Source organism: Streptomyces sp. NPDC002690, assembly GCF_053592415.1.
In genome coordinates, this window is the sequence record NZ_JBSFVR010000093.1 from 1 (window position 1) to 23678 (window position 23678).

The 23678-nt window shown below is 71.0% G+C and carries 20 protein-coding genes and 2 pseudogenes; 16 read left to right on the forward strand and 6 right to left on the reverse strand.

Annotated features, from left to right (window positions below; translation table 11 throughout):
- The first annotated feature begins 773 nt into the window (after positions 1 to 773).
- Positions 774 to 1319 carry a hypothetical protein gene (locus ACWD3D_RS14620; protein WP_451461239.1) on the forward strand — a complete coding sequence of 182 codons (546 nt, stop codon included), beginning with the start codon at positions 774 to 776 and terminating at the stop codon, positions 1317 to 1319.
- 128 nt (positions 1320 to 1447) lie between these two features.
- On the opposite strand, the gene ACWD3D_RS14625 is transcribed toward ACWD3D_RS14620, so the two are convergent.
- Entirely contained in the window at positions 1448 to 1852 is a 405-nt protein-coding gene (locus tag ACWD3D_RS14625) for a hypothetical protein (RefSeq protein WP_451461240.1), read from the reverse strand.
- Positions 1853 to 1900: 48 nt separating this feature from the next.
- Positions 1901 to 2326, reverse strand: a complete 426-nt coding sequence (locus tag ACWD3D_RS14630) for a DUF4259 domain-containing protein (protein WP_451461241.1) — start codon at positions 2324 to 2326, stop codon at positions 1901 to 1903.
- A 289-nt stretch (positions 2327 to 2615) separates the two neighbouring features.
- Between ACWD3D_RS14630 and lon the strand changes: the two genes are divergently transcribed.
- On the forward strand, positions 2616 to 5054 hold the full coding sequence (lon, locus tag ACWD3D_RS14635) for an endopeptidase La (RefSeq protein ID WP_451461242.1): 2439 nt from the start codon (positions 2616 to 2618) through the stop codon (positions 5052 to 5054).
- 109 nt (positions 5055 to 5163) lie between these two features.
- Here the strand turns inward: lon and ACWD3D_RS14640 are convergent, their stop codons facing one another.
- Together ACWD3D_RS14640 and ACWD3D_RS14645 are read right to left on the reverse strand one after the other, a co-directional pair.
- Positions 5164 to 5943, reverse strand: a complete 780-nt coding sequence (locus ACWD3D_RS14640; RefSeq protein WP_451461243.1) for a polysaccharide deacetylase family protein — start codon at positions 5941 to 5943, stop codon at positions 5164 to 5166.
- Between the two features lie 174 nt (positions 5944 to 6117).
- Positions 6118 to 6942: a lysozyme gene (locus tag ACWD3D_RS14645; RefSeq protein WP_451461244.1), complete on the reverse strand. Its 825-nt coding sequence runs from the start codon at positions 6940 to 6942 to the stop codon at positions 6118 to 6120.
- A gap of 236 nt (positions 6943 to 7178) precedes the next feature.
- Between ACWD3D_RS14645 and ACWD3D_RS14650 the strand changes: the two genes are divergently transcribed.
- Positions 7179 to 7676, forward strand: a complete 498-nt coding sequence (locus ACWD3D_RS14650) for a MarR family winged helix-turn-helix transcriptional regulator (protein WP_451461245.1) — start codon at positions 7179 to 7181, stop codon at positions 7674 to 7676.
- Positions 7677 to 7701: 25 nt separating this feature from the next.
- On the opposite strand, the gene ACWD3D_RS14655 is transcribed toward ACWD3D_RS14650, so the two are convergent.
- On the reverse strand, positions 7702 to 8487 hold the full coding sequence (locus tag ACWD3D_RS14655; RefSeq protein ID WP_451461246.1) for a hypothetical protein: 786 nt from the start codon (positions 8485 to 8487) through the stop codon (positions 7702 to 7704).
- Between the two features lie 365 nt (positions 8488 to 8852).
- On the opposite strand from ACWD3D_RS14655, the gene ACWD3D_RS14660 reads away from it, so the two are divergent.
- The 7 genes from ACWD3D_RS14660 (at position 8853) to ACWD3D_RS14690 (ending at position 16272) form a co-directional block, all read left to right on the forward strand.
- The gene (locus tag ACWD3D_RS14660; RefSeq protein ID WP_451461247.1) at positions 8853 to 11783 is read left to right on the forward strand and encodes a sensor histidine kinase; all 2931 of its coding nucleotides are present in this window, start codon (positions 8853 to 8855) and stop codon (positions 11781 to 11783) included.
- Positions 11780 to 12259: a roadblock/LC7 domain-containing protein gene (locus ACWD3D_RS14665; protein WP_387373356.1), complete on the forward strand. Its 480-nt coding sequence runs from the start codon at positions 11780 to 11782 to the stop codon at positions 12257 to 12259. The genes ACWD3D_RS14660 and ACWD3D_RS14665 overlap by 4 nt, the downstream gene beginning before the upstream one ends.
- Positions 12256 to 12669: a DUF742 domain-containing protein gene (locus ACWD3D_RS14670; RefSeq protein WP_328719442.1), complete on the forward strand. Its 414-nt coding sequence runs from the start codon at positions 12256 to 12258 to the stop codon at positions 12667 to 12669. Before ACWD3D_RS14665 ends, ACWD3D_RS14670 begins: the two co-directional genes overlap by 4 nt.
- Positions 12650 to 13369, forward strand: a complete 720-nt coding sequence (locus tag ACWD3D_RS14675) for a GTP-binding protein (RefSeq protein WP_451461248.1) — start codon at positions 12650 to 12652, stop codon at positions 13367 to 13369. Before ACWD3D_RS14670 ends, ACWD3D_RS14675 begins: the two co-directional genes overlap by 20 nt.
- Positions 13370 to 13414: 45 nt before the next feature.
- Positions 13415 to 14650, forward strand: a complete 1236-nt coding sequence (locus tag ACWD3D_RS14680) for a styrene monooxygenase/indole monooxygenase family protein (protein ID WP_451461249.1) — start codon at positions 13415 to 13417, stop codon at positions 14648 to 14650.
- 231 nt (positions 14651 to 14881) lie between these two features.
- The gene (locus ACWD3D_RS14685; RefSeq protein ID WP_451461250.1) at positions 14882 to 15748 is read left to right on the forward strand and encodes a hypothetical protein; all 867 of its coding nucleotides are present in this window, start codon (positions 14882 to 14884) and stop codon (positions 15746 to 15748) included.
- Entirely contained in the window at positions 15745 to 16272 is a 528-nt protein-coding gene (locus ACWD3D_RS14690; RefSeq protein WP_451461251.1) for a hypothetical protein, read from the forward strand. The genes ACWD3D_RS14685 and ACWD3D_RS14690 overlap by 4 nt, the downstream gene beginning before the upstream one ends.
- Before the next feature lie 22 nt (positions 16273 to 16294).
- On the opposite strand, the pseudogene ACWD3D_RS14695 reads toward ACWD3D_RS14690, so the two are convergent.
- Positions 16295 to 16828: pseudogene (locus tag ACWD3D_RS14695) on the reverse strand (C40 family peptidase); the annotation flags it as partial.
- 40 nt (positions 16829 to 16868) lie between these two features.
- Between ACWD3D_RS14695 and ACWD3D_RS14700 the strand changes: the two are divergent.
- The 6 genes and pseudogenes from ACWD3D_RS14700 to ACWD3D_RS14725 form a co-directional block, all read left to right on the forward strand.
- Positions 16869 to 17492: pseudogene (locus ACWD3D_RS14700) on the forward strand (homoserine kinase); the annotation flags it as partial.
- Between the two features lie 389 nt (positions 17493 to 17881).
- Positions 17882 to 19909, forward strand: a complete 2028-nt coding sequence (gene rho / locus ACWD3D_RS14705; protein WP_451461252.1) for a transcription termination factor Rho — start codon at positions 17882 to 17884, stop codon at positions 19907 to 19909.
- A gap of 335 nt (positions 19910 to 20244) precedes the next feature.
- Positions 20245 to 21348: an LCP family protein gene (locus tag ACWD3D_RS14710; protein ID WP_451461253.1), complete on the forward strand. Its 1104-nt coding sequence runs from the start codon at positions 20245 to 20247 to the stop codon at positions 21346 to 21348.
- Positions 21349 to 21622: 274 nt separating this feature from the next.
- Positions 21623 to 21847, forward strand: a complete 225-nt coding sequence (rpmE, locus tag ACWD3D_RS14715) for a 50S ribosomal protein L31 (RefSeq protein WP_266709126.1) — start codon at positions 21623 to 21625, stop codon at positions 21845 to 21847.
- Between the two features lie 147 nt (positions 21848 to 21994).
- Positions 21995 to 23071: a peptide chain release factor 1 gene (gene prfA, locus ACWD3D_RS14720; RefSeq protein ID WP_451461254.1), complete on the forward strand. Its 1077-nt coding sequence runs from the start codon at positions 21995 to 21997 to the stop codon at positions 23069 to 23071.
- A gap of 40 nt (positions 23072 to 23111) precedes the next feature.
- Positions 23112 to 23678 (forward strand): N5-glutamine methyltransferase family protein (locus tag ACWD3D_RS14725; protein WP_451461255.1); only part of this gene is annotated, 567 nt, incomplete at its 3' end.

Sequence of the window (23678 nt, forward strand, 5' to 3'; positions counted from 1 at the left end):
GGGCCCTGGTGCCGTACGGCACCAGGGCCCCGAAGGAACTGCTACACCATCGGCCGGCTTCGGTACAGCGCCGGCCTTCTTGTTCCGCACCGTCTCGCGGCGGACGGCCGCGGGTGCGGGGATCGCGTGTGTTCGACCGGAGACCACCTCACTCCTCGATGTCCTGCGGTACCCGGGCTCCACAATCCGCCCGGGCGATCCTGATGGCGCCCGTCCCTCCGTTCTTCCCTCCGGGACGGCCCGCTCGTCGAGCGGGCCGCGTGCGGCCGACGCCGCGCACCCCGAGCGAGTTGCGGGACGTCCCGCGGCGGCCCCTGATCACTGCCGGGCCACCCGGTCCGGTCGTCAGCCCCGTCGCCCTTCCTGCACCTGTCCTGGCTCCGGGACTCCACCACCGCACCGACGTGCGTACTGCCGTCCTGTACGTACCGCTGCCCGGCGGTTCGTCTCTGCCGGGCCCTGCTGTCTCTCTGGGCTACGGGAGAAACCCTAGCCACGCTATTTATCAATGTCTACTGTCACCGCTGTAGATTTCTTCGCCGTGTCCGGAGAGGTATTCGCCCTCGGGTGCCCTCCCGCAGTGACGCCCGGTGGTGTACGTCAGCCTCGGCGGCGAGGCCGGACCGCTCGCTCCCGGCCTGCCGGAGCTGGTGCGGGTGGCTGGTCCGCGATCCCCGATCTCGCCGGTCCGTACGGCCGATTCGGGGGGGCGGTCGGCTGCGGAACAGGCCCACTCGACAGGCTCACTCGGTAAACCCCTACCCTCGGCCGGTATGACAAGCCCCCCGCCCGCGCCGAAGTCGCGCTTTCTCGTCCTGCACGACTACGGCATGGGCGGTGCGTGGTGGTGGGTCCACGCGCGATCGTCCCGGGAGATCCTTGAGACCTTCGCGGAAGTCGAGGTGGTCGGCAGTCCGGAGGCCATTCAGTGGGCGGGCCGGGAGCCGGACGAAGTCGACATTGACGAGCCGACCATGCCACCGGGCCTGGACGGGTTGCGGGCCAAGCGCGTTGCCCAGCGTGGCCGCCCCGGTTTCGGCGCGCTCGCGGACCGGAGCATCGTGCACCTCCGGCGTCGCTGGGACGGCGACGGCGACGAACCGGCGACCTACCTCTTGGAGGTCGGCTCCGACGGCCGAAGGTTGCGTCAGGTGGAACTCGGTGACGACGGAACCGCGGCGAGGAGCGGCCCGGACGACTGGTCGTTCAATCCGCCGGTCGTGGACCTCTTCGATCCTGAGTGGGCGGACATGGGAATACAGCCGGACGAGTTCGAGGCGGCATGGCTCCGAGCGCGTCACGCCGGCAGTGGGCGATGAGGGCCGTCGCCACCGCGCGCCGGAGCAGGACGGGCGCTACGGCACCGCCTTGAAGAGGTGGCCCACCTGACCCCGGATTCCTACGGGTGGACTCTGCGTCTTCGGGCCGCGGTGAGGGCTGCCGCGCGTCATGGTGAGGGGCCGATCGCGCGGTCGCGGAACTCCTGGAAGGCGTGCAGGCCCGAGAGTTCTCGTGGAGTGATCAGGTCTCCCGTGGAGCAGTCCAGGGCCTTGCATTCGAGGGCGCCCGCGAGACGGAAGACGGGTGTGAGCACGTCGTCGCCGGAGCCGCGGACGTGGAGCATGATCGAGTCCACGGGGTCCTCCTCGCCGATGTTGAGCTCGATGGACCACGTGGGTCCGAGGAGTTCGCCCCGGACGGGGTCCGAGAGGTCGGCTTCGGGGGCGGCCCGGCGCACGGCCGCGAGGACGTCCTGCTGCCGGCCGAGCGGGGGCGAGGCGCAGTCGTCGGGTACGTCCTGCGCTGAGGCGATGCGGTCGGGCAGGCGGAGGAGGAGAACGTCCCAGCTCATGTGGACCCTTACGGACGGGTAACCGGCGGTTGAACTGCCACGGGGAAGTCAGCTCAGGTGGAGTTGTTCTCCCGGAGGCTGGGGCGTGAGTGTGCTGCGGAGCCGGTTGATGGTCGCCTGCCAGGGGCCGCCGTCCGGTTCGGCCCAGAGTTCCAGGAGTTCGGACGGTTCGGTAACCACGCGGTCCAGGGCCTGGAGGGCGAGGGCGCGCAGACCGGTGAGATCGGGGAGCGGTTCGTCCGGTCCGTAGTGGGGGTGAGCGGGCTCGCCGCCAGGGAATTGCGCGGCGACCAGGGCGGCTGCGGCGATGGCTTCATCGGCGACGTCCGCGTCGAGGTCGTCGGTGGTGTCGGCTGCTCGGGCGAGTGTGTCTCGGACCAAGCCCTGACGCCTGTCCGGGGAGGCGTCGTCGAGGTCGCCGCACCAGTCCGCCGCGGTGTCGTTGTCGAAGGGGCCGACGTCCCAGGTGCCCATGTGTCTCTCCTGATCGTGACGATGTCCGGGCATCGTGACAGGTGCTACCGACATCAGCCCCGCTCTGGGCGGAAGGGGCGCGACGGATCCTTGCGGGACTTGACCCCGTGCGCCGGCGCCGAGTCCTCGGACCGCGCCGCCCACATGCCCGAGAGCGGAAGGGGTGCGGTGCCTGCCCGTACGGGACGACCACTCCCTGATCGCTCACAGCGAACATCTCATGGGGAACATTCCTCGGCTCACAAGCATTGAGCGTGCATAGCTCAACTTGACTGCCGAAGGGAAGATCATGGCTACCGACACCAAGGCGTCCACCCCGTTCGACCTGCCCGTGCTGCCGCTCGACGACGAAGTCGTGCTGCCGGGCATGGTGGTTCCTCTCGATCTTTCCGACAGCGAGGCCCGCGCCGCCGTCGAAGCCGCGCAGGCTGCCGCCAGTGAGGGCAGCAAGCCCGAGGTGCTTCTTGTTCCGCGCATCGACGGCAGATACACGGGGACCGGTGTCCTCGGTACGGTCGAGCAGATCGGGCGGCTCTCCGACGGGGACCCCGGGGCGATCGTGCGGGCCCGTTCGCGGGTGCGGATCGGCGCCGGTACGAGCGGTCCGGGCAGGGCCCTCTGGGTCGAGGCGACCCGGATCGACGAGAACGTGCCCGACCCGCTGCCGGGCGCCGTCGCCGAGCTGGTCACGGAGTACAAGGCACTCGCCACCAGCTGGCTGAAGAAGCGGGGAGCCTGGCAGGTCGTCGACCGGGTCCAGCAGATCGAGGGCGTCTCCGCGCTCGCCGACAACTCCGGTTACTCGCCCTTCCTGACCACCGCGCAGAAGGTGGAGCTGCTGGAGACCACGGACGCCGTCGCCCGGCTGAAGCTCGCCGTGCGGTGGCTCGGCGAGCACCTCGCCGAGCAGGACGTGGCCGAGTCCATCGCGAAGGACGTCCAGGAGGGCGTCGACAAGCAGCAGCGCGAGTTCCTGCTGCGGCGCCAGCTCGACGCCGTACGCAAGGAGTTGTCGGAGCTCAACGGCGATCCGGGGGACGAGTCCGACGACTACCGCACCCGGGTCGAGGCCGCCGACCTGCCCGAGCACGTCCGCGAGGCCGCGCTCAAGGAGGTCGAGAAGCTGGAGCGGTCCTCGGACCAGAGCCCCGAGGGGTCCTGGATCAGGACCTGGCTGGACACCGTCCTGGAGCTGCCCTGGAACGAGCGGACCGAGGACGCGTACGACATCAGGGGCGCGCGGGCGACCCTGGACGCCGAGCACGCCGGACTCGTGGACGTGAAGGAACGCATCACCGAGTACCTCGCGGTCCGCAAGCGCCGGGCCGACCGGGGCCTCGGCGTCGTCGGCGGGCGGCGCGGCGGAGCGGTGCTGGCCCTCGTCGGGCCTCCCGGGGTCGGTAAGACCTCGCTCGGGGAGTCCGTCGCGCACGCCATGGGGCGCGAGTTCGTCCGGGTGGCGCTCGGCGGCGTCCGGGACGAGGCGGAGATCCGGGGCCACCGGCGTACGTACGTCGGGGCGCTGCCGGGACGTATCGTCCGGGCGATCAAGGAGGCCGGCTCGATGAACCCGGTCGTGCTGCTCGACGAGATCGACAAGGTCGGCTCCGACTTCCGGGGCGACCCGGCCGCGGCCCTGCTCGAAGTGCTGGACCCGGCGCAGAACCACACCTTCCGGGACCACTACCTGGAGGTCGAACTCGACCTCAGCGACGTGGTCTTCCTCGCCACCGCCAACGTCCTGGAGGCCATCCCGGAGGCGCTGCTCGACCGCATGGAGCTGGTCAGGCTCGACGGGTACACCGAGGACGAGAAGGTCGTCATCGCCCGCGACCACCTGCTCCCGCGCCAGCTGGAGCGGGCCGGCCTGGAGAAGGACGAGGTCGTGCTGGAGGAGTCGGCGCTGCGCAGGCTGGCCGGCGAGTACACCCGCGAGGCGGGCGTACGGAACCTGGAGCGGGCCGTCGCCCGACTGCTGCGGAAGGTCGCCGCCCAGCACGAACTGGGAGACCGGGAGCTGCCGTTCACGGTCACCGACGCAGACCTGCGGGGACTGATCGGACGGCCGCACCACGTGCCCGAGTCCGCTCAGGACCCGGCCGAGCGCAGGACCGCCGTGCCGGGCGTGGCCACCGGTCTCGCGGTCACCGGAGCGGGCGGTGACGTCCTCTTCGTGGAGGCCTCGCTGGCCGACCCGGAGACCGGGGCGTCCGGACTGACCCTCACCGGTCAGCTCGGCGACGTGATGAAGGAGTCCGCGCAGATCGCCCTGAGTTTCCTGCGCTCGCACGGCGCGGAGCTGGAACTGCCGGTCGCCGATCTCAAGGACCGGGGCACCCACATCCACTTCCCGGCGGGCGCGGTCCCGAAGGACGGTCCGAGCGCCGGCATCACGATGACGACCGCGCTGGCCTCGCTGCTCTCCGGGCGGCTGGTCCGCACGGACGTGGCGATGACCGGTGAGGTCTCGCTGACCGGGCGGGTCCTGCCGATCGGCGGCCTGAAGCAGAAGCTGCTGGCCGCGCACCGGGCGGGCATCACCACCGTGGTGATCCCCAAGCGGAACGAAGCCGATCTGGACGACGTCCCGGCCGAGGTCCTGGAGAAGCTGGAGGTGCACCCGGTCACCGACGTCCGCCAGGTGCTGGAGATCGCCCTCGCCCCGGCCGGCGCCGGCGCGGAGGCCGGTGCGGACGAAGGCGCGGAGAAGGTTCCGGCCGCGGCGTGAGCGGCACGGCGTGACGGACGTGCCGCCGCGCGCGTGACCGGTACGGACGGCCCGTCGCCCCCGGAACCCCGGGGCGGCGGGCCGTTCCCTCGTGCGGCGGCACACCGGATCAGGGGCGGTAGATCGTGCCCGGCTCGGGCTCGGCGGGGGCCATCAGCTCGGGGACGGTGACGAAGGTGTAGCCGCGTTCCCGCAGGGCGTCGATGATGCCGGGCACGGCGGGTACCGACCCCTTGTATATGTCGTGGAGGAGGATGATGCCGTCTCTGCTCGCCTGATCCAGAATGCGCTTCTCGATCAGCGCGGAGTCGGTGGTCGAGTAGTCCTTGGCGGTCGCGCTCCACAGGATCTGGGAGAGCCCCAGATCCTTGCTGATCTCCGAGACGGTGTCGTCGGTACGGCCCTGGGGCGGACGCATCAGCCGGGGCCTCTTCCCGGTGATCTTCGCTATGGCGTCCTGCGTCTTCTCCAGCTCGGCCCGTATCTCGTCCGGCTTCTTGTCGGTGAGGATCTCGTGCGACCAGGTGTGGTTGGCCACCTCGTGGCCCTCGTCCGCGATGCGCCGCACGGTGTCGGGGTGCTTGAGGACGTGGTTCTTGCCCAGCAGGAAGAAGGTCGCGTGGACCTTCTTCTCCTTGAGCACGTCCAGCAGGTGCGGGGTGTCCGCGCCGGGCCCGGCGTCGAAGGTCAGGGCGATGCACTTCGCGACACGGCAGTCCACCGGGCCGGGTTCGCCCTTCCCGTCGGAGGCCGCCTCCTCACGGGCCGATGCGGGTGCGGTGGTGGCCATGGAGCAGCCGCCCAGGGCGAGTGCGAGCGCGGCCACCAGGGCGGTGGGCAACCACCTGTGCGGGTGGGGTGTCCTTCTGGGCAAGGCGGGTCCATCCATCGGTCGGCACGGCGCGGTACAGCCGTACGTCCGGTACGGCAGCCCGGACTATACATACTGCGTATACAGTGAGTGCATAGTGGGGGTCGCAAGCCTTGCGGAACATCGCGGCCCCGGCGACGACGGGCGTCACCGGGGCCACGGGCGTTCAGCGGTGCGGGAGGTGGCGACGTGTCAGCCGTTCGCCAGGGCCTGCACGCGGTCAAGGGCGCCGTTGAACTTGTCGTGGTCCCCGACCGTCGGGCCCGTCGAGGTGTACTGCCAGATCGTGTAGTAGTCCCAACCGGCGGGCAGTTCGCCCACCGTGGTGTTGTAGCGGGCCACCCACAGCGGGTTGGTGGCGCCGAAGCCCGCGTTGTTGCCGGTGCACGTCGTCCACCAGCTGGTCGCCGTGTAGATCACCGCGTCCCGCCCGGTGCGCGCCTTGTAGGTGTTCACGAAGTCGCGTATCCAGGCGACCATCGCGGCCTGCGTCTTGCCGTAGCACTGGTCCCCGTACGGGTTCCACTCGATGTCCAGCACGCCCGGGAGGGTCCGGCCGTCCCGGGACCAGCCGCCGCCGTTGTCCGCGAAGTAGTTCGCCTGCACGGCTCCGGACGTGGTGTCCGGGGTGGCGAAGTGGTACGAGCCCCGGATCATCCCGACGCCGTACGAGCCGGTGTACTGCTGCGAGAACGAGGTGTTCTTGTAGTACGTCCCCTCGGTCGCCTTCACGTACGCCCACCGGACGCCGCTGCTCCACAGCGTCGACCAGGCGACATTGCCCTGGTGACCACTGACGTCGACACCCTCGGTCTGTGTCGCGGTCGTGCCGGTCGGCAGGGAGCCCCGGCCGTCGTGGGCGACGACGCCCATGCCGAGCGAGGCCGTGCCCCGGGCCGGGACGTCGGCCGCAGAGGCGGCTCCGGGCAGGGCGAGGAGCAGGGAGAGTGCGGCGAGCAGGGTGCCGGCCGGGGCCAGTAGCCGGGCCGTTCGGGAACCGGATCTGTGCGCGGACATGGGCGTGCCTCCGTGGTTCGGTGGGGGACGGTGGGAGGAACCGCGAACCGGGGTGCGTGCGGGGCCGGGCCCCGGCGGACGCGCCCCGTCACGGACGCGCCGAGCAACGACGCTACGCGCGTTGACCCGTCCTGTGGAAGAGGGCCCGGGAGCCGCCTGTGGTCTACTCCTGCGAAATACTGGCCCAGCTGCGGAAAAGGCCGGCGGCAGGGAGAAGTTTCAGAGGTGGAAAGCGCATGAGGGGTGCCGTGGTGGAGGAGAACGACAGCGGGACCGGTCCCGACACCGCCGCCGGGGCTCCGGTGGATCAGGAGTTCCTCGCCCTGGAACACGAACTGGCCGTGATCCTGCGGCGCGCCCGCGCCACCTCCGGCGAGATGGCGCGAGAGGTCCATCCCGAACTGGAGTCCGCCGCCTACGGTCTGCTGGTACGTCTGGAATCCGCCGGGCGGCAGCGGGCCACCGAGCTGGCGGCCTGGTTCGGAGTCGGTAAGGCCACCATGAGTCGTCAACTGCGCGCCCTGGAGGATCTCGGTCTGGTGAACCGTGAGCCGGACCCCGAGGACGGCCGCGCTTCGCTCGTCCACCTCACCGAGGAGGGGCTCGCCCGCTTCCGTCACGTCCGCGACGCCCGGCGGGCCCGCTACGTCCGCAAACTCGCCGACTGGGACCGCGCCGAGGTCGCCGAACTCGCACGGCTGCTGCACCAGTTCAACGAGCGGGCCGAGGGCTGACGGCGCCCCGTCCGCCACCTGCCCGTCAGAGCTCCACCAGGACCACCGTGGCGTCGTCGTGGCGCTTGCCCCGGCCCAGGTGGACCCGGTCGGTGTCGGCGCGTTCCCGTTCCCGTACGCGGTCGATGAGGTGCTGGGGGCCCGCGGAGCGCAGCAGCCCCAGCGCGGCGTGCCAGTCGCCTTCCCGGAACACCTCGGTCCAGCGGCTCGCCCCGTCCGTCAGGGCGGCCAGCGTCCGTACCTCCGCGAGTGGCAGCCCGCCCGTCACCGCACGTGACGCGACGGCCGGATCGGCGGCGGCGGTGAAGAATCCGCCCTCCTTGTTCCGGGCCAGCGTGTCCGTCGATTCCACGGACGAGAGGATCCCCGGTGGAAGTCGGTCGAGCCGGTCGTCCACCACCGCGCGTACGCTCCCGTCCGGGGACTCCAGCAGCAGCACCGAATCGGACAGCACCAGGTACTCGACCGACGCCTCGTCCCAGCGCGCCAGGACGACGGTTGCCTGAGGCGTCCTTACGTGAGAAAGGTCACAGGAGATGCGATGGGCGTCCGCGGTGCGTCGGATGGACTTCGCCAGCACCTCCTCCAGGGTCAGATCCGGTCGTGAAGCGGACAGTTCGGCCAGTGCCCCGCCCAGTCGTGAGGTGAACCAGGGCACCGAGTGCACACAACCGTCGTCGCCGGGAGGGGGAGTCACCCCGTCCAGCAGGACCAGGCACCCGCCCTGGCCGGACGCGGGGAGAGCCGCCATGGCCCAGTCTTCGTTGGGGCGTTCGGGGCTGCCGGGCGTACCGGCGAGTTCGATGCGCATGGCAATCAGTCTGCACGACGCCTTCACATCGCCTGCATGGTGCGAATGTTGCCGCGTACCAGCAGGTCAGGACGGCCCGCGGGGCGGAGGCGGCGACTTCGGCGAGGTGCGGGCGGGCATCCTGCCAAAGCCCGCGCGGAAGGTCCACCCGGCGTGCGACGCATGGGGCGTGGCCGCGCTGGGGAGACTTGTTCGCCCACTCACGAGTGATGTTCACTCGTTCGAGTGGCGGAGCGGTCGTTGTGCGCCCCCCTCCCAAAAGGGCTGGAATGGTCAGAAGCCGGACCAGGAGCGGGGGGAGTGCGTGCATGTGACGGTGCGTCACCTCTGCTTCATGGGTGGACGAGTCAAGAATGCGAGCACCGGTGCAGAAGAAGCGGCCGCGGAGCAAGGTCAGCACTAGGGACGTTTCCGGGGCGACCGCTCCGGTGGCGGGCGGCGACAAGCGCAAGGTGCGCGTGCGCAGCCGACTCGTGGCGGGTGTCGCCGTCGTCGGGATCACCGTCATAGCGGCGGGCGCCCCGGCGGCCCTCGGCGCCTCCTCCGACCTCAACGAGTCGCAGAACCTGGTGACCCTGGCCGAACTCGACCAGCAGGCCATCACACTCGCCCACTCCCTCGCCGACGAACGGGACGCGGTCACGGCGTACATCGCGGGCGGCCGTAAGGCCGACTCCGACAAGGACGGCGACGGCGGCAAGCCGGGCGCCGACAGTCTCAGCGCCCGGGTCGACCAGCAGATCGACGAGATCCGCGAGGCCGCCCCCGCCGGGCTCCGACGGGACCTCTCCGCCGTCCCGTCGCTGCGCCGCGACGCGGTCAGCGGCAAGGGCTCGGCCCTCGCCGCCCACCAGGCGTACTCCGAGGTCATCGCGAAACTCCACGACCTCGCCGCCGAACTGGCCGAGACGACCCCGCCGCGCGCCGCCGCGGCCACCCGCGCGCCGCTGGCACTCTCCACCGCCGTCGAGCAGGCCTCCGCCACCCGGGGGCTGCTGCTCGCGGCCCTCGCCGTGCCCAGCCCGGAGCCGGTCCAGGAGTACGACCCCTACACCGGGCTCCCCGTGGCGAGCGCCGACGACGAGAAGACGGCCGACGACCGCGCCCGGGACGAGCTGAGCGCAGCCGCCCAGCAGGCCCGGGTCCGTGAACTCTCCGCCCTCGCCGACTTCGACCAGGCGGCCGGCACGAGCGCCCGCGACAAGCTCTCCTCCACCGTCACCGGTCCCGAGGTCAACAGCGCCGAGAAGTACCTCGCCGCACTGACCGACAGCCCCGAACTCTCCGACTCCGAGCAGGAGACCAGTTCCAAGAAGCTCTCCGCCGCCCTCTCCGCGCGCATCGACCGGATGCGCGGCGTGGAGTCGGCGCTCGGCACCGCCCAGGTGCAGCGGCTGGAGAAGCTCCGCGACGACGACGTCACCGGGCTCGAACTCTCGCTGGCCCTGCTCGGCGGCTGCTTCCTGATCGCGGTCGGCGTCTCCACCGCCGTCGCCCGCACCCTCACCCAGCCGCTCGCCGTCCTGCGCATCGGGTCCGGCCGGCTGGCCACCGAACCCGAGACCGCGGAAGGCATCGCGTACCGGGGCCGCAACGACGAGTTCGCCCAGGTGGTCCGCTCGATCAACGCCCTGCACGCACGACTGCTCGCCCTGCACGGCGAGTTCGCCGGGCAGGCGGGCGGGGTGCGGGACGAGCACGCCGAACTGATCGCCGGGCGCGAGGCGCTCACCCTCCAGCGCGCCGAACTCCAGGTCCAGGTCGCCGACCTCACCGCCGAACTCCAGCGGCTGCGCAACACCGTGCACCACACCTTCGTCAACCTCTCGCTGCGCAGTCTCGGGCTCGTCGAGCGCCAGTTGGGCGTGATCGAGAACCTGGAGGAGCGCGAGCAGGACCCCGAGCGGCTGGCCACCCTCTTCAAGCTCGACCACCTCGCCACCGTGATGCGCCGACACGGCGAGAACATGCTGGTCCTCGCGGGCGCCGACCACGGCCAGGGGCACGCCGGACCGATCCCGCTGGTCGACGTGGCCCGCGCCGCCGTCAGCGAGATCGAGCGGTACGAACGCGTCACGATCCAGTCCCTGCCGCCGCACGCCCAGGTCGCGGGCTTCGCCGCCGACGACCTGAGCCACCTGATCGCCGAACTCCTGGAGAACGCGACCGCGTTCTCCCCGCCCGACTCGCGTGTCGAACTCTCCGGCTGGTTGCTGGAGACCGGCGAGGTGATGGTCTCCGTACAGGACGAGGGCATCGGGATGTCGGCTGCGCGGATGGAGGAGGTCAACCTCCGCCTCGCCGACCCGTCCTCCTTCCGGGTCGGGGACCCGAGCGACGACAGTGCCGGTCTCGGTCTCCAGGTCTCCTCGCTGCTGGCCGCGCGCCACGGCGTCCAGGTGCGCCTGCAGCCGCAGAAGACCGGCAGCGGCGTGACGGCGGTCGTCGTGCTGCCGCAGGCCCTGTTGCCGAAGGCGCCGCCGGCCTCCTCGCCGCCGCCGGTGAACGTGTCGTGCGGCGCGCCGACGCTGAACCTCCCGGGTTCGGTCGCCGAGGCGAACTCCAATACCTTGCAGGGCCGTCTCCTCGCGCTCCCCGCCGACGACCCGCTGATCGCCGCAGCCGAGCGGACCATCCGGGACGCGGGCCCCGAGGCCACCCCGGCCGCCGCGCCCGCCGCGTCCGCCGCGCCCGAGGAACCGGCCGGCGCCGAGTCTCCGGCCGAGACCACGATGCAGTTCCGCCTCCCGGCCGTCGCCGACACGGAACCCGCCGCCGACGCCGTACAGACCCCCGAGGCGGCCGGGAACCCGTACGCCATCGGCCCCGACCGGCACGAGCGGACCGCCGACACCGCCGGTACGCACGACCCGGCCGCCCACGACCCGTACGGGGCGCCCGAGCCCCGGCCCTTCCCGCTGCCCGGGAACGCGCAGCACGCGTACCCCCAGGCCCCGCCGGCCCCCGAGCCCGAGGCGCTCCCCACGAGGGAGACCGAGTCCGTGCCGGGTCCCCGGCAGCCCGAGCGGATCACCGACAAGGGGCTGCCCAAGCGCACCCCCAGGGTGGTCAAGCCCGCCGAGGCATCCTCCGGGGAGCGCACGGGCAGTCTGGACAAGGAAGCGCTCCGGCGCCGGCTCGGCGGATTCCAGCGAGGAGCGCGTGAGGGCCGCCGGGACGTGGAGGCGGAGATCGCGGACGGCGTGGAGCCGGAAGCGCCGGCCGCACGCACCGACCTGGCCGGCCGCCCGGACGGCCAGGAGACGGGGGACACTGTCGAGGAGGCACGCAGTTGACTGCGCCCAGCACGCTCGGGCTGAGCACCGAAGCCCGGAACCTGCACTGGTTGCTGAGCAATCTGGTGGAGGAGGTACCAGGGGTCCACTCGGTCACGGTCGTCTCGTCCGACGGGCTCATGCTGCTCTCCTCCGACCCCGGCCACCAGGCCGCTCCGGCCGCGGGGAACCAGCAGAGCCCCAGGGGTTCCAGCGCGGACCTCGCCACCATCGTCTCCGGCATCGGGTCCCTCACCATGGGGGCCGCGAAGCTGATGGACGGCGGCGGCGTCAAACAGACGATGGTCGCGATGGAGGAAGGCAGCGTCTTCGTCATGTCGATCAGTGACGGCTCGCTCCTCGGTGTACACGCCACCCCCGACTGCGACATGGGCGTCATCGCGTACCACATGGCGCTCTTCGTCGGCCGGGCCGGACACGTCCTCACCCCCGAACTCCGCAATGAGTTGCGCAAATCGATGGAGAGCGCCCAGTGACGTCCGCTGCCGAACCCGCCCGCAGGCTCCCCGTGCGGGGGTCCGACCGGAAGCCCGCACGGGTCCGTCCGTACTCCCTCACCGGAGGGCGCACCCGCTTCGGACACGTGCTGCTCGTCGAGACCTTCGTCGCCGCCCTGGAGGCCCCCGAGGAGCGCCGTGAACTCACCAACGGCAACCTCAACACCCGGGTCATGCCGGAGCTCCTGGCGATCGTCGAACTCTGCCGCCGGATGCGTACGGTCGCCGAGATCTCGGCCCTGTTGAAGATGCCGCTCGGTGTGGTCCGGGTGCTGCTCAGCGACCTGGCCGACCAGGGAAAGATCCGCGTGTACGGAACCGGCCACGGCGCCGGTCAGCCCGACCGCGCACTGCTCGAAAGGGTGCTCAATGGACTCCGTCGTCTCTGAGCCGAAGCTCTCCTCGCCGGCGCTCGCGGCGCCCGCGCCCGCCGGCCCGGCGCCCTCGGGCGCGACGCTGTTCACCCCGCGTCAGCCAGGCGCCCAGGACCGGGACCGCCGTGCCGAGGACCCGGTCCAGGCGTGGCAGCTGGACCACACCCGGGCGCCCACCGCCACCAAGATCGTGGTGGCGGGCGGCTTCGGCGTGGGCAAGACGACCTTCGTGAGCGCGGTCTCCGAGATCACCCCGCTGAAGACCGAGGCGGTCATGACCCGGGCCAGCGAGGAGACCGACGACCTCACCGCGACCCCGGACAAGGCCACCACCACCGTGGCCATGGACTTCGGCCGTCTCACGCTCGACGACGACCTCGTTCTGTACGTCTTCGGCACGCCCGGCCAGCAGCGGTTCTGGTTCATGTGGGACGACCTGGTGCGCGGCGCCATCGGCGCGATCGTCATGGCCGACACCCGCCGCCTCGCCGACTGCTTCCCGGCGCTCGACTACTTCGAGAGCTGCGGGCTGCCGTACATCGTGGCCGTCAACCACTTCGAGGGGTCCGACGCCTACGAAGCGGTCGACGTCCGGGAGGCCCTGAGTGTCCCTCAGCACGTGCCTGTGGTGATCATGGACGCGCGTAACAGGATCACTGTCGTCGAGTCACTGCTCACCCTGGTGGGCCATGCTCTCGACGCCACCCCTGTCTGAAAAGCGCCCCCCGATCGCCGTACCACGTAAACGGAGAAACCTCCCATGCGGAAGATACTCATAGTCGGAGCCGGTCAGTCCGGGCTCCAGCTCGCCCTCGGCCTGCAGTCGCGCGGGTACGAAGTCACCCTCATGTCGAACCGGACCGCCGACGAGATCCGGACCGGCCGGGTCATGTCCACGCAGTGCATGTTCGACACCGCCCTGCAGTACGAGCGTGATTACCAGCTCAACTTCTGGGAGTCCCAGGCCCCGAAGATCGAGGGCCTCGGCGTCTCGGTCGCCGGTCCCGACTCCTCGCGGGTCATCGACTGGGTCGGCAAGCTGGACGGCTACGCCCAGTCGGTGGACCAGCGGGTGAAGATGGCCGGCTGGATGGAGACCTTCGCCCAGCGCGGCGGCCAGCTCGTCATCCACGGTGCGGCCGTCTCGGACCTGGACTACTTCTCCCGCACGTACGACCTGGTGATGGTCTCGGCCGGCAAGGGCGAGCTGGTCTCCATGTTCGGCCGGGACGCCTCGCGTTCGCCGTTCGACGCCCCGCAGCGGGCGCTGGCCGTCGCGTACGTGCACGGCATGGGCCCGCGCCCGGAGCACCCGGAGTTCGACGCGGTCCGCTGCAACCTGGTGCCGGGCGTCGGCGAGCTGTTCGTGATGCCGACCCTGACGACCTCGGGGCGCGCCGACATCCTCTTCTGGGAGGGCGTCCCGGGCGGCCCGCTCGACGTCTTCCAGGGCATCAAGGACCCCTCGGAGCACCTGGCCAAGACGCTGGAGCTCATGGAGCGGTTCACGCCGTGGGAGTACGCCCGTGCCACCAAGGTCGAGCTGACCGACGCCAACGGCACCCTCTCCGGCCGTTACGCGCCGACCGTCCGCAACCCGATCGGCCGCCTCCCCGGCGGCGGACTGGTGCTCGGCGTCGCCGACGTGGTCGTGGCCAACGACCCCATCACCGGTCAGGGCTCCAACTCGGCCTCCAAGTGCGCCAACGCCTACCTGGAGTCGATCATCGAGCACGGCGACCGCGCGTTCGACGCCGACTGGATGCAGGCCACCTTCGACCGTTACTGGGACACCGCCCAGCACGTCGTGAAGTGGACGAACGCCATGCTCGGCGTCCCGCCGGAGCACGTGCTGAACCTGATCGGCGCCGCCGGTCAGATGCAGCCGGTCGCCGACCGCTTCGCCAACGGCTTCAACAACCCGGCCGACTTCGACAACTTCTTCTTCGAGCCGGAGAAGACGAACGCGTACCTGGCCTCGGTCGCGGGGGCCTGACCCGCACCGCTTCGTCTTCTGGCACCGTCCATCGGCAACTCGCCGGTGGGCGGTGCCTTTTGCGTGGGCGTGCGCTGTCGGTGACGGGCGGACGGTCAATGTTGAACACGTTCAAATTCCCTGGCAGGATGGGTGGCGCCGCAGTCGCCCACCGGGTGTGCCGCGCTGTTTTGGCGTGCCGCTCGCCGTGCTGTCCGGCGTGCCGTCCGTCCTGTCGTGAGGGGGCTCTCCATGGAGAGAGAACGGTCGTTCGACCGCATGGTGTGGATATCGATGCTCGTACTGTTCCTGGAGGCGGTGACCGTCGCCGTCCTCGTCGCGCTCCACGGGCAGACGCAGGAGTCTCCGGGCGTGGGCATCAACGCCCTGGGGCTGTTCCTGCTGCCCTTCCTCGCGCTCCCGGGCGCTCTGGTCGGAGCCGTCGTGTCGCTGCTTCTGGTGCTCCCCACCGTGCGGCTGAGCGAGGCGCTGGGGCGCAGGTTCACCGGCCGCGAGGCGTGGTGGTGGGTTCCGGTGGTGTTCGGGACGGGGCTCGCGCCGCTCGGGGTGCTCGCCGCCCTGACCGGCTGCCTCGGGCCGATCGACGCGGTGAGCGCATGGTGCGCGGCGACGGTCCTGCTCTCCGTGGCCGCCCTCTTCACCCGCGTCGCACGCAAGGGGCTCTTCGGCCCGATCGCTCTGTGGGGCACCCTGGCGGTGCTGAGCGTCGGCGTTCTCGGGCTCATGGCCCTCGACTTCGGCATCATCGACCCGTACGCCCCGCCGGTCGTCCCCCGCGCCTCGATGGTGGGCGACTGGACCGACGGGAAGGGCGGGACCCTGACCCTCTCGGAGGACGGCGTCGCGGTGTCCTCGGCCGTCGGGGACCCGGCCTACGACGCCGAGGACACCGAAGGGATGGAGCGGTGCACCGGCCGGGGCACCTGGAGCTACGACCGCGGCGAGGGGCCCCGGGGGCAGACGGTCGAGGTCACCGTCCCCCAATGCGCCTGGGGTCCGTGGGAGGTGGGCGGCGACGAGGGCCGGGTCACCGTCTACCACTACGTCGGCGACCCGGACGCCTGGGTGCTCTACACCCTGACCAAGGCTCACGCATGAGACCGGTGGGAGAGACGCGGGAGGAATGGAAACGGCACTACCGGCGGATGGTCCGGGTGTCCCTGCTCGTGCTCTTCCTGGAGGTGCCGGTCCTGATCGTCCTGAACGTGCTGCGCGACCCGGGACCGGAGGCCATCAACCGCGTGGTCGTGGGGCTGATCGTCTTCTTCCCCTTCGACGTGCTGCTCGGAGCGTTCCCGGGCGCGCTGCTGACCTACTTCGTGGTGCTCCCCGCCGTGGGGCTGAGCGAGGTGCTGGGGCGCAGGTTCGGTGGGCGCGAGGAGTGGTGGGTTCCGGTGCTGCCGGCCACGGTGCTCGCGCCGCTCGGTGTGCTCGCGGCCCTGACCGGGATCGTGGCGCCGCTCGCGGCCTGGGGCGTCTGGGTGGTGCTCCTCACCGTGGCCGCGCTCTTCGCCCGGATCGCACGCGAGGGGCTCCTCGTCGACATCGCCCTGTGGGGCACATTGTTCTGGCTGTGCGTCGGCGTGTCGGGGCCGGCGCTCGACCGCCTGGGCGCCGTCTGACCGCTCCCGTCGGGCATGGTCTCTATTCCGGCCCCGCGGCCGACGCGTCGTACCCCGTGTCCGAGCCCTCCGACGCACCCTCCGGAAGCTCCGGCCGGGTGTACTCGTCCAGCGGTACGCCCTCCGGGTCGGGTCGTACCGCTCCGAGCAGCGGGTTCGACGCCAGCGGGGACACCTTCACCACCGCGCCCGGCCTCGGTGCCTGCACCACCAAGCCGTCGCCGATGTACAGCGCCACGTGCGTGGCCTCCGGGTAGTACACGACGAGGTCGCCCGGCCGCAGCGAGGAGACCGGCACCCGGGGCAGCTCGGCCCACTGCTCCTGCGAGGTACGGGGGACGGCCAGCCCGGCATGCTCCCAGGCCCGCATGGTGAGCCCGGAGCAGTCGAAGGTGTCCGGCCCCTCGGCCCCCCACTCGTACTCCTTGCCGATCTGCTCGATCGCGTACGCCACGGCCTCGGCGCCCTGCCGGGTCGGCGGACGCGTCGAGCTGAGGGCGCCGGAGGTGACGAGGTCCTGCTGCGCCGCGTCCACCCGCTCGTCCTCCAGGGCGGACACCGCGCCGAGTTGGGCGGGCGGGTACCGATCCCTGCTCGGCCTCGGCTCCTCGTCCGCCGCCATCTGCGCCGGCATCGTCGCCGCCCGCGCCGTGACGACCGGCGGCGAGGCCCGCCTCGACGACGCCGCGCTGCTGGAGCTGGCCACCGAGATCGAGGGCCACCCGGACAACGTCGCGGCCTGCCTCCTCGGCGGGTTCACCCTCGCCTGGATGGACGGTGGGGCGGCCCGCGCGATCCGGATGGACCCGGCCGCCGCGGTCGTGCCCGTGGTCTTCGTACCGGGCAGGCCGGTGCTCACCGAGACGGCCCGCGGGCTGCTGCCGCGTCAGGTCCCGCACGTCGACGCCGCCGCCAACGCGGGCCGCGCCGCACTGCTCGTGGAGGCGCTGACCCGGCGCCCCGAGCTGCTGCTGGCCGCCACCGAGGACCGGCTCCACCAGGAGTACCGGGGACCGGCGATGCCGGAGAGCCTCGAACTGGTGCACCGGCTGCGCGCGGACGGGGTTCCCGCCGTCATCTCCGGTGCGGGGCCCACGGTTCTTGCCCTCACGGAGGAAGGCGCCGCCGACAAGGTGGCCCGCCTCGCGGGTGAGGGATGGGCCGCGAACAGGCTCGCGCTCGACGGTCCCGGCGCGTGCGTACTGCCGCTCGCGCCGTAAGCAGAGGGATTGCCGGTGACAGAGAGGGGGAATATTTGTTGGAGCCGGTAGTGTTAATCTCAAGTCGGCAATCGACGTCCCAGCGACGCGTTGCTTCGTGTCCCCTTTAGGGACCACCTTTCTTCCGGGAGCCTCCCCAACTGCCTGATCAGCCTGTCTGAGCAGTTTCGAGCACGCTCCGGAACCGGCACGACACCCCTCGTTCGTCCATGAGTGGGCCGAGCAGGGGGAGCTCGAGTCGGACCCCGCACGTTCATCTCTCCGCCGCACCCGGCGGACCACCGCCCCGGCACGGTCCGCGATCGACAAAAGATCAGATACCGAATGCCGGACAGCACAACCGGTCGCCGAGCCAGAAGGCCGACGTCCGCTCCAGGGAAGGACCCTTCGTGAGCGACACCACCGATCTGATGGGCGTGACTGCCGACAAGAGCGTCGACAGCGCCGCGCCCGCCGAAGGTGCTGCCTCTGGCACCACCGCACGGCGCCGCCGCTCCGGCACCGGCCTTGACGGCATGGTCCTGGCCGAGCTGCAGCAGGTCGCGTCCGGCCTCGGCATCAGGGGCACCGCGCGCATGCGCAAGAGCCAGCTGATCGAGGTCATCAAGGAGGCGCAGGCCGGCAAGGCCCCCGCCGCCAAGGCCGCCGCCAAGGCGCCCGCCGCCGGTACGGACGCGGAGAGCAAGCCCAAGCGTCGCGCCACCTCCAAGGCGCGCACCGGCGACGAGGCAGCCGCCCCGGCCGAGAAGCCGGCCGCCCAGCAGCAGATCGACATCCCCGGCCAGCCCGCGAGCGACGACCAGCCCGCGGGCGAGCGCCGCCGGCGCCGGGCCACCGCGCAGGCCGGTGCTCCCGAGGTGAAGGCCGAGCCGAAGCAGGACGACCGCGCCGCCGAGAAGCAGGACGACCGCGCCGAGGCCAAGACCGACGCCCGTGCCGAGTCGGCCGCCGACACCGCCGAGGGCCGCCGCGGCGACCGGCAGGACCGCCAGCGCGGCGACCGCCGCGACCGTCAGCGCGACCGCCGCGGCAAGGGCGACGACCAGGGCCAGCAGCGCCAGGGCCAGGGCCAGTCGCAGCGCCAGGGCCAGGGGCAGGGGCAGACCCAGGGTCAGGGGCAGGGCGGCGGCCAGGGCCAGCAGCACCGTGACAACGGTCCGCAGGACGACTTCGACGACGAGGGCGGCCGTCGCGGCCGTCGGGGCCGCTACCGCGACCGTCGTGGCCGTCGTGGCCGCGAGGACTTCGTCAGCGACGTGCCGGTCGCCGACGACGACGTCCTGATCCCCGTCGCGGGCATCCTGGACATCCTCGACAACTACGCGTTCATCCGGACCTCCGGCTACCTCCCGGGCCCGAACGACGTGTACGTCTCGCTCGCCCAGGTCCGCAAGAACGGCCTGCGCAAGGGTGACCACGTCACCGGCGCCGTGCGCCAGCCCAAGGACGGCGAGCGCCGCGAGAAGTTCAACGCCCTCGTGCGCCTCGACACCGTCAACGGCATGGCGCCCGAATCCGGCCGCGGACGCCCGGAGTTCCAGAAGCTGACGCCGCTGTACCCGCAGGACCGGCTCCGCCTGGAGACCGACTCCAACGTCCTGACGACGCGGATCATCGACCTGGTCGCGCCGATCGGCAAGGGCCAGCGAGGCCTGATCGTGGCTCCGCCGAAGACCGGTAAGACCATGATCCTCCAGGCGATCGCCAACGCGATCACGGTCAACAGCCCGGAGTGCCACCTGATGGTCGTCCTCGTGGACGAGCGTCCGGAAGAGGTCACCGACATGCAGCGGTCGGTGAAGGGCGAGGTCATCTCCTCGACCTTCGACCGCCCCGCCGAGGACCACACCACCGTCGCCGAACTGGCCATCGAGCGGGCCAAGCGCCTGGTCGAGCTGGGTCACGACGTGGTCGTCCTGCTCGACTCGATCACCCGCCTGGGCCGCGCGTACAACCTCGCGGCACCGGCCTCCGGCCGCATCCTGTCCGGTGGTGTCGACTCGACCGCGCTGTACCCGCCGAAGCGCTTCTTCGGTGCCGCGCGCAACATCGAGGACGGCGGCTCGCTGACCATCCTGGCCACCGCGCTCGTCGAGACCGGCTCGCGCATGGACGAGGTGATCTTCGAGGAGTTCAAGGGCACCGGCAACATGGAGCTCAAGCTCGACCGGAAGCTCTCGGACAAGCGCATCTTCCCGGCCGTCGACGTCGACGCGTCCAGCACCCGCAAGGAAGAGATCCTGCTGGGCAGCGACGAGCTGGCCATCACCTGGAAGCTGCGCCGGGTCCTGCACGCGCTCGACCAGCAGCAGGCGATCGAACTGCTGCTGGACCGGATGAAGAAGACCTCGTCCAACGCGGAGTTCCTGCTCCAGATCCAGAAGACGACGCCGTCGCCGGGCAACAACAACGACTGACGTCCGCAAGGAAGTTGAACGAAACCGCCCCCGTCGCACCCGCGACGGGGGCGGTTTCGTCGATTTTCGTCGCATTCGAGACGTTCACCACACTCAGGGTGACCGTCCCCGGGGTGCGCAGAAGCGTGCAGGTGGAACGAAACCGCAGGTGAGCGCGGTGTCACCGGTAGTTCTCCAGGTCCGCCTCCCACCCGTTCGGCCGTACGGTGGTCACAGGGCGTCGTGGCACCCTTCTTGGTGCTTCGGCGTCCATCCGAGAGACGACCCGACCGTGCCGGCACCACACCGGCAGGGGGGAGCAGGGAGCAGCGGGGAACCGGGAACGAGGAACACCCATGAGCGAGCAGAGCAGAGGCAGGGGCCGCATACGCGGCACCGGCGGGCGGCGCAGAAAGCCGCCCCGCCGGCGCCGGGCGAAGACCGTGGTGGCCTGGACGGCGGCGGGGGTCGTGGTCCTCGGCGGATCGGGACTCGCGTACGCGTACTTCGCGCTCGACGGCAACCTCAAGGGTGTCGACATCAACGCCGCCCTCGGCACCGATCGCCCCGACGACGTCGACAACGGCTCCGAGGACATCCTGGTGCTCGGCTCGGACTCCCGCTCCGGTGCCAACTCCGCGTACGGCAAGGACCAGGGGACGGCCCGTTCGGACACGGCGATGGTGGTGCACGTCAACAAGGGCCACAAGTCCGCCAGTGTCGTCTCGATCCCGCGCGACACCCTCGTGGACCGGCCCGCCTGCACCGACCCCGGCACCGGTTCGCAGACCCCGGCCGCCACCGACCAGATGTTCAACTCCGCCTACCAGGTGGGGGGTCCGGCCTGCGCGGTGAAGACCGTCGAGGCGATGTCCGGCATCCGCATGGACCACTACGTCGAGGTCGACTTCACCGGCTTCAAGAAGCTCGTCGACCAGTTGGGGGGTGTCGAGATCACCACCAGCGAGGCGATCCACGACCCCGGCAGTCATCTCGACCTCGCCCCCGGCAAGCACACTCTCGACGGCGAACAGGCTCTCGGTCTGGTGCGTACCCGCAAGAGCGTCGGCGACGGCAGCGACCTCGGCCGCATCGAGCTCCAGCAGGCGTTCGTCAAGGCACTGATGGAGCAGGTCAAGTCGGTGGGGGTGTTCACCAACCCCGCCAAGCTGTTCGGATTGGCGAACACCGCCACCAAGGCCATCACCACCGACTCCGACCTCGCCTCGGTGACCAAGCTCACCGGTTTCGCCAACGGGCTCAAGAGCCTCGGCGCCGACGACGTCGACATGGTCACGCTGCCCGTCCAGTACGACCCGGCGAACCCCAACCGGGTGGTCCCGCTGGAGAAGGACGCGCAAGCGGTCTGGAAGGCCCTGCGCGCGGACGCCGCGATTCCGGCCGCCGCCACCGAGAACTCGGCCGGCGACAAGGGCTCCGCGGCAGCCGTCGTCGGCTGAGCGCCCTGCGATGCGGCAGCCGTCGTCGGCCGGGCGCCCTGCGATGCGGCGGTCGTCGTCGGCCGGGCGCCCTGCGATGCGGCAGCCGTGGTCGGCCGGGCGCCCTCGGTGCGTACGCCCGGCGCGGTCCCGCCCGGTCCCGCCGGGAATAGACCGGCTCGTACCCCGGTTTTGGGAGATACGGCCGGTCCTGGCAGACTGGTACGTCGGCCCCGGTTCACGGACGCGCAATCCGCGCGGACGACCCGGAGCCCTCCCGAAACTAGGAGACACCTTGAAGCGCGACATTCACCCCACGTACGTCGACACGCAGGTCAGCTGCACCTGTGGCGCGTCGTTCACCACCCGGAGCACCATCGACAACGGCACCATCCGTGCCGACGTCTGCTCCGAGTGCCACCCGTTCTACACGGGCAAGCAGAAGATCCTCGACACCGGCGGCCGTGTGGCCCGCTTCGAGGCCCGCTTCGGCAAGGGTGCAGGCTCCGCCGCCAAGTAGCGAGCCACAGCGCCGGTTCTCGGGCGCCCTCTCGGGGGCGGTCGGAACCGGCGTTTTTTCCGGTCGGGTCCTGGGGAGACCCATGGGCCCGACCGGCACCTTCCTCCAGCAGGCCCGTAGAAGTCACCCCCACCCAGGAGCCCGAAGATGTTCGAGGCGGTCGAGGAACTGATCGGTGAGCACACCGATCTCGAGAAGAAGCTCGCCGACCCGTCGGTCCACGCGGATCAGGCCAACGCGCGCAAGCTCAACAAGCGCTACGCGGAGCTGACCCCGATCGTCGCCACGTACCGGTCCTGGAAGCGCACGGGTGACGACATCGTCACGGCCCGCGAGTTCGCCGCCGACGACCCCGACTTCGCCGCCGAGGTCAAGGAACTGGAGAAGCAGCGCGAGGAGCTCACCGAGCGCCTGCGCCTCCTTCTCGTTCCGCGCGACCCGAGCGACGACAAGGACGTACTCCTGGAGATCAAGGCGGGCGCGGGCGGCGACGAGTCGGCCCTGTTCGCCGGTGACCTGCTGCGCATGTACCTCCGCTACGCCGAGCGCATCGGATGGAAGACCGAGATCATCGACTCCACCGAGTCCGAGCTCGGCGGCTACAAAGACGTCCAGGTCGCCGTGAAGACCAAGGGCGGCAACGGCGCCACCGAGCCCGGCCAGGGTGTCTGGGCCCGGATGAAGTACGAGGGCGGCGTGCACCGCGTGCAGCGCGTGCCCTCCACCGAGTCCCAGGGCCGCATCCACACCTCCGCCGCCGGCGTCCTCGTGACCCCCGAGGCCGAGGAGGTCGAGGTCGAGATCCACGCGAACGACCTGCGCATCGACGTGTACCGGTCCTCCGGCCCCGGCGGCCAGTCCGTCAACACCACGGACTCCGCCGTCCGCATCACGCACCTGCCGACCGGTGTCGTCGCCTCCTGCCAGAACGAGAAGAGCCAGCTCCAGAACAAGGAGCAGGCCATGCGCATCCTGCGGTCCCGGCTGCTCGCCGCCGCCCAGGAAGCCGCCGAGCAGGAAGCCTCCGACGTGCGCCGCAGCCAGGTGCGCACCGTCGACCGGTCCGAGAAGATCCGCACGTACAACTTCCCGGAAAACCGGATCTCGGACCACCGCGTCGGCTTCAAGGCGTACAACTTGGACCAGGTCCTCGACGGGGACCTCGACGCGGTGATCCAGGCATGCGTCGACGCCGACTCCGCCGCCAAGCTCGCCAACGCCTGATCCCGCCCGCCCCGCCCGTGAACCCGTACGGAGATCCGCGATGAACCTGCTGCTCGCCGAGGTGGCCCAGGCCACCCAGCGGCTGGCCGACGCCGGTGTCCCCTCGCCGCGATTCGATGCCGAGGAGCTCGCGGCCTTCGTCCACGGAGTCAAGCGGGGCGAGCTGCACCGGGTGCCGGACGCGGACTTCGACGCGCGCTACTGGGAGACCATCGCGCGCCGCGAGAACCGCGAACCGCTCCAGCACATCACCGGCCGCGCCTTCTTCCGCTACCTGGAGCTCCAGGTCGGCCCCGGTGTGTTCGTACCCCGCCCGGAGACCGAGTCGGTCGTCGGCTGGGCCATAGACGCGGTCCGCGCGATGGACGTCGTCGAGCCGCTGATCGTCGACCTGTGCACCGGCTCCGGAGCCATCGCCCTCGCCATGGCCCAGGAGGTGCCGCGCTCGCGCGTGCACGCCGTGGAGCTGTCCGAGGACGCCCTCACGTGGACCAGGAAGAACGCCGAGGGGTCCAGGGTCACCGTGCACCGCGGGGACGCCCTCAGCGCCCTTCCCGAGCTCGACGGCCAGGTCGACCTGGTGATCTCCAACCCGCCGTACATCCCG